Below are 13,237 nucleotides of genomic sequence, written 5' to 3' on the forward strand. Positions count from 1 at the left end.
GTGCGACGCCCGGGTGTGGTGGGTCCGAAGGGCTGGTGTTGTCACCCGACCTGAGGAGCCATCCAAGACCGCTGGTGTCCAAGGGCCTCAAAGCCCAGCGACTTAATGGTGACAAGCCAGCGCAGATGGCGATCCCGCTGCAGAAGAAACAAGGGTTTCGAAACAGTTGGTCGCTGCAATGAAGCGTGCCCCAGGCCTCAGGCCGAGGGCACTTTGAAGGAGTAGACCTTGAGTCTGAATCGCAGTGAGAAAGAAGCGGTCATTTCCGAAGTGACCAGCCTCGCCGCTAAAGCTCAAACGCTCGTGATGGCGGAGTACCGTGGCATCACGGTCGCGAACATGGACAAATTGCGCGTGGCAGCACGCAGCAGCGGTGTGAGCCTGAGTGTGTTGAAAAACACCCTGGCACGCCGCGCTGTGGCTGGCAGCTCGTTTGAAGTGGGCGCCGACCAGATGACCGGTCCGCTGATCTATGGCTTCTCCGAAGACGCCGTGGCTGCCGCGAAAGTGGTGGCCGAATTCGCGAAAACCAACGACAAGCTGGTGATTCGCGGTGGTGTCTACGGTGGCAAAGTCCTGGACGTCGAGGGCGTGAAGCAGCTGGCCAGCATTCCATCCAAGGAAGTGCTGCTGGCCCAGCTGTGTGGCTTGCTGATGTCGCCCATGTCCCGCACCGCCGTGGTGCTGGGTGCGCTGGCGGCGAAAAAAGGCGAAGGCGCTGCCCCCGCGGCAGCCGAGGAGCCCGCTGCCGCCTGAAGGCGCAGCGAGCTTGTTTCAACCAATTGTTAGGAAATCAAAATGGCATTCGATAAAGACGCATTTCTGACCTCGCTGGACAGCATGACGGTCATGGAACTCAACGACCTGGTGAAAGCCATCGAAGAGAAGTTTGGTGTGAGCGCAGCTGCGATGGCAGCACCCGCAGCGGGTGGCGGCGGTGGCGCAGCCGCTGCGGCCGAAGAGAAGACCGAGTTCAACGTCGTGCTGCTGGAAGCCGGCGCCAACAAGGTCTCGGTCATCAAGGCTGTGCGCGAAATCACCGGTCTGGGCCTGAAAGAAGCCAAGGACCTGGTCGATGGCGCACCGAAGAACGTGAAAGAAGCCGTGGCCAAGGCCGACGCCGACGCCGCTGTGAAGAAGCTGCTCGACGCTGGCGCGAAGGCCGAGCTGAAGTAATTCGCCCGGTTTCAGGGGCTGGAGCGCTCGTGCAGAGCCTCCAGCCTTTGGTGCTTTCAGAGCACACCCAGCAGCGTGGTCCGCGGACCGCTCTGCTGAGTGTCTTCTGACCCCGACTGCAGAAGACGACTTGGTTCGGGCCTGTGTGCAATGCACAGGCCGTCCGCCAAGGTTGGTAGAGGCCAACCCACCAAGCATGTCACCGGGTGCGCCCACCCGATTGGCCAGACAGTCGCCGCAGACCTCAAGCCGGAGATCTCATGGCATCAGCATCCCAGTATTCCTACACCGAGCGCAAGCGCATCCGCAAGAGTTTTGGCACGCGTGAAAACGTGCTCACGATTCCCTACCTGCTGCAAATGCAGAAGGACGCGTACACCGCCTTCCTGCAGGCCGACCTGCCACCCAAAAAGCGCGGCAACGAAGGCCTGCAGGCCGCGTTCGAAGCCGCATTCCCGATCGTCTCGCACAACGGTTTTGTGGAGATGAAGTTCGTCGAGTACAACCTCGCCAAGCCGGCGTTTGACGTGCGGGAATGCCAGACCCGGGGCCTGACGTTTGCCTCGGCCGTGCGTGCGCGTGTGCAGCTCATCATTTACGACCGCGAGTCCTCGACCAACCAGTCCAAGGTGGTCAAGGAAGTGAAGGAGCAAGAGGTCTACATGGGCGAAGTGCCGCTCATGACCGACAAGGGTTCGTTCATCATCAACGGCACCGAGCGCGTCATCGTGTCTCAGTTGCACCGTTCGCCCGGCGTGTTCTTCGAGCACGACAAGGGCAAGACCCACAGTTCCGGCAAGCTGCTGTTTTCCGCCCGCATCATCCCCTACCGCGGTTCCTGGCTCGATTTCGAGTTCGACCCCAAGGATGTGCTGTTCTTCCGTGTCGACCGCCGTCGCAAGATGCCGGTCACCATCCTGCTCAAGGCCATCGGCCTGACGCCGGAAACCATCCTGGCCAACTTCTTCGTCAACGACCACTTCCGCCTGATGGACAGCGGCGCACAGATGGCCTTCGTGCCCGAGCGCCTGCGGGGCGAAGTCGCCCGTTTCGACATCACCGACAAGTCGGGCAAGGTCGTGGTCGCCAAGGACAAGCGCATCACCGTGCGGCACACCCGCGAGATGGAGCAGTCCGGCACCTCGCACATCAGCGTGCCCGAAGACTTCATGATCGGCCGCGTGGTGGCGCGCAACATCGTCGATGAAGAAACTGGCGAAATCATCGCCAAGGCCAACGACGAGCTGACCGAAGTGCTGCTGAAGAAGCTGCGCACTGCCGGTGTTCAGGACCTCCAGTGCCTCTACACCAACGAACTCGACCAGGGCGCCTACATCTCGCAGACGCTGCGCGCGGATGAAACGGCCGACGAGTTTGCAGCCCGTGTCGCCATCTACCGCATGATGCGTCCTGGCGAGCCGCCAACCGAAGACGCAGTGCAGGCCTTGTTCCATCGCCTGTTCTACAACCCGGACACCTACGACCTGTCGCGCGTGGGCCGCATGAAGTTCAACGCCCGCGTGGGCCGCGACGAATCCACCGGCGCCATGGTGCTGTCCAACGAAGACATCCTGGCCGTGGTCAAGATCCTGGTGGACCTGCGCAACGGTCGCGGTGAAGTCGACGACATCGATCACCTGGGCAACCGCCGCGTGCGTTGCGTGGGCGAACTCGCCGAAAACCAGTACCGCACCGGTCTGGCGCGTATCGAAAAGGCCGTGAAGGAACGTCTGGGTCAGGCCGAGCAAGAGCCGCTGATGCCGCACGACCTGATCAACTCCAAGCCGATTTCCGCGGCCCTGAAGGAGTTCTTTGGTGCCTCCCAGCTGTCGCAGTTCATGGACCAGACCAACCCGTTGGCAGAGATCACCCACAAGCGCCGCGTGTCGGCTCTTGGCCCGGGTGGTCTGACCCGCGAACGCGCCGGCTTCGAGGTGCGAGACGTGCACGTGACCCACTACGGCCGCGTCTGCCCCATCGAAACCCCTGAAGGCCCGAACATCGGCCTGATCAACTCGCTGGCCTTGTACGCCCGCCTGAACGAGTACGGTTTCATCGAGACCCCGTACCGCCGCGTGATTGATGGCAAGGTGACGAACCAGATCGACTACCTCTCGGCCATTGAAGAGGGCAAGTACGTGATCGCGCAGGCCAACGCCATGCTCGACGCCGAAGGCCGCCTCACGGGCGACCTGATCTCGGCGCGGGAAAAGGGTGAATCCATCCTGACCCCGGCCGACACCATCCAGTACATGGACGTGTCGCCAGCACAGATTGTCTCGGTGGCGGCTTCGCTGGTGCCATTCCTGGAGCACGACGACGCCAACCGCGCGCTGATGGGTGCCAACATGTCGCGCCAGGCCGTGCCTGTGCTGCGGCCTGAAAAGCCACTGGTGGGCACCGGTATCGAGCGCGTTGCCGCGATCGACTCCGGGACCGTGGTGACCGCCAAGCGCGGCGGCGTGGTGGACTACGTCGATGCCACCCGCATCGTGATCCGCGTCAATGACGCGGAAGCCCTGGCGGGCGAGGTGGGTGTGGACATCTACAACCTCATCAAGTACCAGCGTTCCAACCAGAACACCAACATCCACCAGCGTCCCATCGTCAAGAAGGGCGATCTGCTGGCCAAGGGCGACGTGATCGCCGACGGCGCGTCAACCGACCTGGGTGAGATCTCGATCGGGCAGAACATGCTGATCGCCTTCATGCCCTGGAACGGCTACAACTTCGAAGACTCGATTCTGATCAGCGAGCGCGTGGTTGCTGACGACCGCTACACCTCGATCCACATCGAAGAGCTCGTGGTCATGGCGCGCGACACCAAGCTGGGCGCCGAAGAAATCACACGCGATATCCCCAACCTGGCCGAGCAGCAGCTCAACCGCCTGGACGACTCCGGCATCATTTACGTGGGCGCCGAAGTGCTGCCCGGCGATGTGCTGGTCGGCAAGGTCACGCCCAAGGGCGAGACCACGTTGACGCCGGAAGAAAAACTGCTCCGCGCCATCTTCGGCGAGAAGGCAAGCGATGTGAAGGACACCTCGCTTCGCGTGGACCAGGGCTCACAGGGCACCGTGATCGACGTGCAGGTGTTCACCCGCGAGGGCATCACCCGTGACAAGCGCGCCCAGCAGATCATCGACGACGAGCTCAAGCGTTTCCGCCTGGACCTCAACGATCAGCTCCGCATCGTGGAGGCCGACGCCTTTGACCGTATCGAGAAGCTGTTGACCGGCAAGGTCGCCAACGGTGGACCGAAGAAGCTGGCCAAAGGCACCAAGATCGACAAGGCCTACTTGGCCGAAGTCGAGAAGTACCACTGGTTCGACATCCGCCCGGCCGACGACGACGTGGCTGCCCAGCTGGAGTCGATCAAGAACTCCATGGAGCAGACCCGCCACAGCTTCGATCTCGCCTTTGAAGAAAAGCGCAAGAAGCTCACGCAAGGCGACGAGCTGCCCGCTGGCGTGCTCAAGATGGTCAAGGTTTACCTGGCCGTCAAGCGCCGCCTGCAGCCTGGTGACAAGATGGCAGGTCGTCACGGCAACAAGGGCGTCGTGTCCAAGATTGTTCCGGTCGAAGACATGCCCTACATGGCCGACGGCACCCCCGCCGACATCGTGCTGAACCCGCTGGGCGTGCCTTCGCGCATGAACGTGGGCCAGGTGCTGGAAGTGCACCTGGGCTGGGCCGCCAAAGGCATTGGTCAGCGCATCGGCGACATGCTGCAGGCTGAAGCCAAGGCGAGCGAATTCCGCGAGCTGCTGGAGACCGTCTACAACCAGGCCGGCAAAAAGGAGACGCTGAGCGCGCTGTCCGATGCCGAGGTGCTGGAGATGGCCGACAACCTGCAGCATGGTGTGCCGTTTGCCACGCCGGTGTTTGATGGTGCCTCGGAAGACGAAATCCGCACCATGCTCAAGCTGGCCTACCCGGACGACATCGCGGCCCGCAAAGGCCTCACCGCCACCCGTACCCAGGCGCAGCTGTACGACGGCCGCACCGGCGAAGCGTTTGAACGCGTGACCACTGTGGGCTACATGCACTTCCTGAAGCTGCACCACCTGGTCGACGACAAGATGCACGCCCGATCCACCGGCCCGTACTCCCTGGTTACCCAGCAGCCGCTGGGCGGCAAAGCGCAGTTCGGTGGTCAGCGTTTCGGCGAGATGGAGGTCTGGGCGCTGGAAGCCTATGGCGCCTCGTACATCCTGCAGGAAATGCTCACTGTGAAATCGGACGACGTGCAGGGCCGCACCAAGGTGTACGAAAGCATCGTCAAGGGCGAGCACTCGATCGAAGCGGGCATGCCCGAGTCGTTCAACGTGCTGGTCAAGGAAATTCGCTCACTCGGTATCGACATCGAGTTGGAACGCTCCTAATTCGCCGGCTAGACAAGGATTGAACCCATGAAATCATTACTCGACCTGTTCAAGCAGTTCACGCCCGACGAGCACTTCGATGCCATCCGCATCGGCCTGGCTTCGCCGGAAAAAATCCGCTCGTGGTCTTTTGGCGAAGTCAAGAAGCCCGAGACCATCAACTACCGCACCTTCAAGCCCGAGCGTGACGGCCTGTTTTGCGCCAAGATTTTTGGTCCCATCAAGGACTACGAATGCCTGTGCGGAAAATACAAGCGCCTGAAGCACCGCGGCGTGATTTGTGAGAAGTGCGGCGTTGAAGTCACGCAGACCAAGGTGCGCCGCGAGCGCATGGGTCACATCGACCTGGCCGCGCCCTGCGCCCACATCTGGTTCCTGAAATCGCTGCCGTCGCGTCTGGGCCTGATCCTGGACATGACGCTGCGCGACATCGAGCGTGTGCTGTACTTCGAAGCCTATGTGATCGTTGATCCGGGCATGACCCCGCTGAAGAAATTCGCGATCATGACCGAGGACGACTACGACGCCAAGCGCAAGGAATTCGGTGACGAATTCATCGCCAAGATGGGCGCCGAGGGCATCAAGGAGCTGCTGCAGGCGATCGACCTCGACATCGAGATCGAGAAGCTGCGCAACGACCTGACTGGCTCGGAGCTCAAGATCAAGAAGAACGCCAAACGCCTCAAGGTGTTGGAAGCCTTCAAGAAGTCGGGCATCAAGCCCGAGTGGATGGTGCTGGACGTCCTTCCCGTGCTGCCGCCGGACCTGCGTCCGCTCGTCCCGCTGGATGGCGGCCGCTTTGCGACCTCCGACCTGAACGACCTGTACCGCCGGGTCATCAACCGCAACAGCCGCCTGCGTCGCCTGCTCGAACTCAAAGCGCCCGAAATCATCGCGCGCAACGAGAAGCGCATGCTGCAGGAAGCTGTGGACTCGCTGCTGGACAACGGCCGCCGTGGCAAGGCCATGACGGGTGCCAACAAGCGCGCCCTGAAGTCGCTGGCCGACATGATCAAAGGCAAGAGCGGCCGTTTCCGCCAGAACCTGCTGGGCAAGCGCGTCGATTACTCGGGCCGCTCGGTCATCGTGGTCGGCCCCACGCTCAAGCTGCACCAGTGCGGCCTGCCCAAGCTGATGGCCCTGGAGCTGTTCAAGCCTTTCATCTTTTCGCGTCTGGAAGCCATGGGCATCGCGACCACTATCAAGGCCGCGAAGAAAGAAGTGGAAGCCGGTACGCCGGTGGTGTGGGACATCCTGGAAGAGGTCATCAAAGAGCATCCGGTGCTGCTGAACCGCGCTCCCACGCTGCACCGCCTGGGTATTCAGGCGTTCGAGCCCATCCTGATCGAAGGCAAGGCAATCCAGCTTCACCCGCTGGTGTGCGCGGCGTTCAACGCCGACTTTGACGGCGACCAGATGGCGGTTCACGTGCCGCTGTCGGTGGAAGCGCAGATCGAAGCGCGCACCCTGATGCTGGCCTCGAACAACATCCTGTTCCCGGCTTCTGGCGAGCCGTCGATCGTGCCGTCGCAAGACGTGGTGCTGGGTTTGTACTCAGCCACCCGAGAGAAGATCAACGGCAAAGGCGAAGGCATGATCTTCGCTGACGTGCTTGAGGTGCAGCGCGCGCTGGACAACGGCGTGGTCGAGATCAGCTCCAAGATCAGCGTTCGCCTCACGCAGTGGGCCAAACAAAAGGAAACCGGCGAGTTCACCTCGTCAACCTCCTTGCTGGAAACCACGGTGGGCCGAGCCTTGCTGTCCGAGATCCTGCCCAAGGGACTGCCTTTCGAGGTGATGAACAAGGCGCTGAAGAAGAAGGAAATCTCGCGCCTGATCAACGCCTCGTTCCGCAAGTGCGGTCTCAAAGAGACCGTCGTCTTTGCGGACAAGCTGCTTCAGTACGGCTTCCGTCTGGCCACGCGCTCGGGCATCTCGATCGCCGTCGACGACATGCTGGTGCCGAAAGAGAAGGCGGCCGTCATTGGTCGTGCCGAGGCCGAGGTGAAGGAAATCGCCCAGCAGTACGCCTCCGGTCTGGTGACCTCTGGCGAGCGCTACAACAAGGTGGTGGACATCTGGGGCAAGGCGGGAGACGAGATCTCCAAGGTCATGATGGCCCAGCTGGCCAAGCAAAAGACCATCGACGCCAACGGCAAGGAAGTCGACCAGGAGTCGTTCAACTCCATCTACATGATGGCCGACTCGGGTGCTCGCGGTTCCGCTGCGCAGATTCGCCAGCTCGCCGGCATGCGTGGCCTGATGGCCAAGCCCGATGGCTCCATCATCGAGACCCCGATCACGGCGAACTTCCGTGAAGGTCTCAACGTGTTGCAGTACTTCATCTCCACCCACGGCGCCCGAAAGGGTCTGGCCGACACGGCGCTGAAGACCGCAAACTCGGGCTACCTGACTCGCCGCCTGGTGGATGTGACGCAAGACCTGGTGGTGAACCAGCAAGACTGCGGTACCACCAACGGCACGGTGATGCGCGCGATTGTCGAAGGTGGCGAGGTGATCGAATCGCTGCGCGACCGCGTGCTGGGCCGTGTGACAGCCGAGGAAGTCACCCACCCCGAGACGCGCGCCGTCATGGTGCCCGCGGGTGAGATGATGGATGAGGACATCCTCGACGAGCTGGAAGCCGCTGGTGTGGACGAGGTGAAAGTGCGCACCGCACTGACCTGCGAAACCCGCTTTGGCATCTGCGCCAAGTGCTATGGCCGCGACCTCGGTCGAGGTGGCATGGTGAACATCGGTGAAGCGGTTGGCGTGATCGCCGCCCAGTCCATCGGCGAACCCGGCACGCAGCTGACCATGCGCACCTTCCACATTGGTGGTGCGGCATCGCGTGCGGCAGTGGCCTCCAGCGTGGAATCCAAGTCGGCTGGTACCGTGGGCTTCAACGCCACCATGCGCTACGTGACCAACAGCAAGAACGAGCTGGTGGTGATTGCGCGTTCGGGCGAAATCATCATCCACGACGAAATCGGTCGCGAGCGCGAGCGCCACAAGGTGCCCTACGGTGCGATCCTGGCGGTCAAGGTTGACCAGGCCGTCAAGGCCGGCGCCGTGCTGGCCAACTGGGATCCGCTGACCCGACCCATCATCACGGAATTCGCCGGTCAGGTGAAGTTCGAGAACGTGGAAGAGGGTCTGACGGTGGCCAAGCAGGTCAACGACGTGACCGGCCTGAGCTCGCTGGTGGTGATCGACCCCAAGCACCGTGGTTCGGCCAAAGTGGTGCGTCCGCTGGTCAAGCTGCTCGATGCCACTGGCAACGAGGTGAAGATCCCCGGTACCGATCACTCGGTGACGGTGGGTTTCCAGATTGGCGCGCTGCTGGAAGTGCGCGACGGGCAGGACGTGGGCCCAGGCCATGTGCTCGCCCGCATCCCGGTCGAAGGCCAGAAGACGCGCGACATCACCGGCGGTCTGCCGCGGGTGGCCGAGCTGTTCGAAGCCCGTTCGCCGAAAGATGCCGGCAAGCTGGCCGAGATGACCGGTACCGTGTCGTTCGGCAAAGAGACCAAAGGCAAGGTGCGCCTGCAGATCACCGACCCTGAAGGCCAGATCTGGGACGACCTCATACCCAAGGAGAAGAACATCCTGGTCCACGAAGGCCAGGTGGTCAACAAGGGCGAAGGTGTGGTGGACGGCCCGGCTGATCCACAGGACATCTTGCGCCTGCTGGGTATCGAGGCCCTGTCGCGCTACATCGTGGATGAGGTGCAGGACGTCTACCGCCTGCAGGGCGTGAAGATCAACGACAAGCACATCGAGGTGATCGTGCGCCAGATGCTGCGCCGCGTGGTCGTCGAGTCGGTGGGGGATTCGTCCTACATCAAGGGTGAGCAGGTCGAGCGTTCGGAAATCCTGAACACCATCGACGCGTTGCGCACTGAGGGCAAGATTCCGCCGACCTACACCAACGTGCTGCTGGGCATCACCAAGGCCTCGCTGTCGACCGACTCCTTCATCTCTGCGGCTTCCTTCCAGGAAACCACCCGCGTGCTCACCGAGGCTGCCATCATGGGCAAGCGCGACGAGCTGCGTGGCCTGAAGGAAAACGTGATCGTGGGTCGCCTGATCCCGGCCGGTACCGGCATGGCGTACCACGAGGCGCGCAAGGTCAAGGAAAAAATGGACGACGAAGAGCGCCGTGCCATCGCCGAAGCCGACGCAATGTCGCTGGCGGCCGATCAGGCGGACCAAGCGGATCAGGCCGACGCCAGCCCGAGCGAGGCGGCGGAGTAGGTTTCGCCCCCGCGCTTCACCGCGGCACGGGGCATTGTTCACCCAAGGGGCTGATGCCCCCTGGGCGGACGGACAGGCAATCGGGCGGCTCCCACGCTTCGATGCCTCTTAACGCTTAGGCCCTTCGCGTTGTGGCGCTTCAGCGTGCCGCTCATTGCAAAAAAGCCCCCGATCGTCTGATCGGGGGCTTTTTCATGTGGTGCTGAGCCCTATCTCACGGCGCGAATGCCCCTGGCTGGGCTAGAGTCGCAAGATCGAGGACCGAGAAGGAGAAAACCATGTCTGTGACCCTGTGGGTGATGCTGGCCGTGTGCCTGGCGGTATTTTTCTGGGCGGTGGGTGCCTACAACCGCCTGGTGCGGCTGAAGAATGCGATTGCAAATGCGTTTGGCCAGATCGACGTGCAGCTCAAGCGGCGCTACGACCTGATCCCCAACCTCGTCGAGGTGGCGCGAAAGTACCTGGCGCACGAATCTGAAACGCTGGAGGCGGTGATCGCTGCGCGCAACCAGGCGCGCACTGCCGAACAGGCTGCAGCCGCCAGTCCACTCAACGCGGGTGCGCTTGGCGCGCTGGCCGGTGCGGAGCAGTTGCTCGGTGGCGCCCTGGGGCGGTTGTTTGCGGTGGCCGAGGCCTACCCCGATCTCAAGGCCGACCAGACCATGCGCGAGCTCAGCGAAGAGCTGGCCAGCACGGAAAACCGCATCGGGTTTGCGCGCCAGGCCTACAACGACCACGTGCTGGAGTTCAACGACGCGGCGGCGCAGTTCCCCACGCTGATCGTTGCGCGCCTGTTCACCTTCCTGCCGCAGGACATGCTCGCTTCCACCACCAGCGAGGTCGAACGCGCGCCGGTCAAGGTGGCGTTCTGAGCGCGTGACCTTTCGGCCCACCCTGTTCGTCCGCGCAGGCTGACGGGATTTCGATGCTGATCTTCGAGTCCCAGCGCGACGCCCGTGGCGAGACGCGCAAGTTGCTGCTGGCGTTTGCACTGACCGTGCTCCTGCTGGTGCTGCTGGTCAACGCGGCGCTGGCGTTGGCCTGGGGCCTCACCTGGGGTTTCTGGATGCCGGGGGAGCTGTCCTTGCCCAGGCATTTCATTGCGGTGAACACGATGGTGGTGCTGCTGTTCGTGCTGGGAGGCTGGTGGGTCGAAACCTCTCGCCTGGCCAGCGGAGGGGGCCAGCGCCTGGCCGAGCAACTGGGCGCGCGCCCGGCTCAGCCCTCTGGCCATTTCGACGAGCAGCGCTTTGCGAACATCGTCGACGAGATGGCCGTCTCGTCTGGCCTGAGGCGACCAAAGGCCATGGTGATGGCACGCGACGCCGGTATCAACGCCTTTGCTGCGGGCTGGAGCGCCGACGATTCGGTGGTGACCGTCACTCAGGGCGCGCTCGACCACCTCACGCGCGACGAACTGCAAGGCCTCGTGGCGCACGAGTTCAGCCACATCGTCGAGGGCGACACCCGGCTCAACATGCGGCTGATCGGTATGGTGTTTGGACTGGAAATGCTTTACCGCATGGGTCAGCACATGGCCCAGCCCGGCACCCACGACCGACGCATGGCCGCCGCGCTGCTCGGCTTCGCGCTCATGGGTGCGGGCTGGCTGGGCTGGCTGGCTGGCCACGCGCTGCAGGCGGCGGTGTCGCGCCAGCGCGAGTACCTCGCCGATGCGCGAGCGGTGCAATGGACGCGCAACCGCGATGGCCTGGGCGGCGTGCTGCGCAAGGTGCTGAGCCAGCGGAGCGATGGCCTGGTGTCAAGGCGCATCGGATCGCATGTGCAGCACATGCTGCTGATTTCTGATCACGAAGACCCCGTGGCCGACTGGCTCGACTCCCACCCCACGCTGGAGCAGCGCATTCGCCGCATCTACGGCCGCGCGATGGGGCCGCTGCCGCTGGCCAAAGAGACGCCAGAAGCGCCGCAGCCGCCGGTCAACCCGCGAGACGCCGACGGGCCAGGCTGGACGCTGGTCTGAATTGAGCGCCTCCTGAGCGACACTCGCAGGCTTGCGCACTCGATCAACCCGCCTGCTTTGAATACCCCTGTCCCCTCCGATACCGCCGTCTCCCGGCTGACCCCCAGTCTTGCTACCCAGCTTCACCACACCGCGCGCTGCGTGCTGGCGGTGGAGCAAGGCCATTCGCTGAGCGAAATCCTGCCCCAGGTGGCCGCTGACCTGCGCCCTGGCGTGCAGGCCCTTACTTTCCATGTATTGCGCAGACTCGGCACCTGCCGGGCACTGGTGGCTCGCCTGGCCCCGCGCAAGCCCGATCCTGCCGTACGTGCCATGCTGTGTTGCGCGGTGGCGCTGCTCGTCGATGAGCCCGGGGTCGAGCCCGCAACCACTGCCGCGCTGTACCCGCCTCACACGGTGGTCAACCAGGCGGTGGAGGCGGTGCGGCAGCAGCGCAGCACCCAGCGCGCGGCGGCGTTTGTGAACGCTTGCCTGCGCCGCCTGCTGCGCGAGCGCGACGCACTGATGCAGGCAGTGAGCGCCGACGTCGAGGCGCGGTGGAACCACCCGAGCTGGTGGGTGGAGCTGCTGCAGCGCGACCACCCGGACCACTGGCAGGCGATTTTGCAGGCCAACAACCTGCCCGGCCCCATGACGCTGCGCGTCAACCGGCGCCTGACCGATGTGGCGAGCTACCAGCAAGCCTTGCTGGCCCTGGGCATGCCCGCGCGCCGGGTGGGCGACGATGGACTGGAGCTGGAGGCGCCGCAACCCGTGGACCGCCTGCCGGGATTTGCCGATGGACTTTGCTCGGTGCAGGACGCCGCCGCCCAGCTGGCTGCGCCCCTGCTGCTGGCCGGGCGCGAGGGGCTGGCCGGTGCGCGTGTGCTCGATGCCTGCGCGGCGCCTGGTGGCAAGACCGCGCACCTGCTGGAGCGCGCCGATCTGGACCTGCTCGCGCTGGACCTGGACCCGAAGCGCTGTAACCGCGTGACCGACACCTTGAAGCGCCTGCGGTTGCACGCCGAGGTGCGCACGGCCGACGCCGCTCACCCCGCTGGCTGGTGGGATGGTCGCCCCTTCGATGCCATCTTGCTCGATGCGCCGTGCACCGCTTCGGGCATCGTGCGTCGCCACCCCGACGTGCGCTGGCTGCGCCGCGCGAGCGATGTGGCCCAGCTCGCCGCGGTGCAGCAGCAGCTGCTCGAGGCCCTTTGGCCGCTGGTCAAACCGGGTGGTAGGCTGGTCTACGCCACCTGCTCGGTCTTCCGCACCGAGGGTTCAGGTCAGGTCACGTCGTTCCTTGAGCGCCACACCGAGGCGGTTTTGTGGCCCTCGCCCGGGCATTTGCTGCCGGGAAATGTCGGCGACCCGGCAGGGTTCCACGACAATGAACCAGGTGGACCCGACGGCTTTTTTTACGCCCGCATCGACAAGGCTCTGGCCTGAGGTGATC

The 13,237-nt window shown here is 63.6% G+C and carries 7 protein-coding genes; all 7 read left to right on the forward strand.

Going from position 1 to position 13,237, the window contains the following annotated elements; all coding sequences use genetic code 11:
* Window positions 1–228 precede the first annotated feature (228 nt).
* Window positions 229–756, forward strand: a complete 528-nt coding sequence (rplJ, locus tag QUV25_RS17855) for a 50S ribosomal protein L10 (protein ID WP_300865999.1) — start codon at window positions 229–231, stop codon at window positions 754–756.
* A 42-nt stretch (window positions 757–798) separates the two neighbouring features.
* The gene (gene rplL, locus QUV25_RS17860) at window positions 799–1,176 is read left to right on the forward strand and encodes a 50S ribosomal protein L7/L12 (protein WP_291014887.1); all 378 of its coding nucleotides are present in this window, start codon (window positions 799–801) and stop codon (window positions 1,174–1,176) included.
* 260 nt (window positions 1,177–1,436) lie between these two features.
* Window positions 1,437–5,561, forward strand: coding sequence for a DNA-directed RNA polymerase subunit beta (gene rpoB / locus QUV25_RS17865; protein WP_300866002.1), 4,125 nt, complete (start codon window positions 1,437–1,439; stop codon window positions 5,559–5,561).
* Window positions 5,562–5,588: 27 nt separating this feature from the next.
* Window positions 5,589–9,818, forward strand: a complete 4,230-nt coding sequence (rpoC, locus tag QUV25_RS17870) for a DNA-directed RNA polymerase subunit beta' (RefSeq protein WP_300866004.1) — start codon at window positions 5,589–5,591, stop codon at window positions 9,816–9,818.
* Between the two features lie 278 nt (window positions 9,819–10,096).
* A complete protein-coding gene (locus tag QUV25_RS17875) occupies window positions 10,097–10,690 on the forward strand; it encodes a LemA family protein (RefSeq protein ID WP_300866008.1) in 594 nt (197 codons plus the stop codon).
* Window positions 10,691–10,743: 53 nt separating this feature from the next.
* Window positions 10,744–11,802 carry a M48 family metalloprotease gene (locus tag QUV25_RS17880; RefSeq protein ID WP_300866010.1) on the forward strand — a complete coding sequence of 353 codons (1,059 nt, stop codon included), beginning with the start codon at window positions 10,744–10,746 and terminating at the stop codon, window positions 11,800–11,802.
* Window positions 11,803–11,898: 96 nt separating this feature from the next.
* On the forward strand, window positions 11,899–13,230 hold the full coding sequence (rsmB, locus tag QUV25_RS17885) for a 16S rRNA (cytosine(967)-C(5))-methyltransferase RsmB (RefSeq protein ID WP_300866099.1): 1,332 nt from the start codon (window positions 11,899–11,901) through the stop codon (window positions 13,228–13,230).
* The last annotated feature ends 7 nt before the right edge of the window (window positions 13,231–13,237 follow it).

The organism is Hydrogenophaga sp. (assembly GCF_030373245.1).
Classification (GTDB): Bacteria; Pseudomonadota; Gammaproteobacteria; order Burkholderiales; family Burkholderiaceae_C; genus Hydrogenophaga.

What these genes read in the sequence shown, in the direction of transcription:
- rplL (WP_291014887.1), top strand. Translation starts at nt 799, where the DNA reads ATGGCATTCGATAAAGACGCATTTCTGACCTCGCTGGACAGCATGACG.
- QUV25_RS17880 (WP_300866010.1), top strand. Translation starts at nt 10,744, where the DNA reads ATGCTGATCTTCGAGTCCCAGCGCGACGCCCGTGGCGAGACGCGCAAG.
- rpoC (WP_300866004.1), top strand. Translation starts at nt 5,589, where the DNA reads ATGAAATCATTACTCGACCTGTTCAAGCAGTTCACGCCCGACGAGCAC.
- QUV25_RS17875 (WP_300866008.1), top strand. Translation starts at nt 10,097, where the DNA reads ATGTCTGTGACCCTGTGGGTGATGCTGGCCGTGTGCCTGGCGGTATTT.
- rpoB (WP_300866002.1), top strand. Translation starts at nt 1,437, where the DNA reads ATGGCATCAGCATCCCAGTATTCCTACACCGAGCGCAAGCGCATCCGC.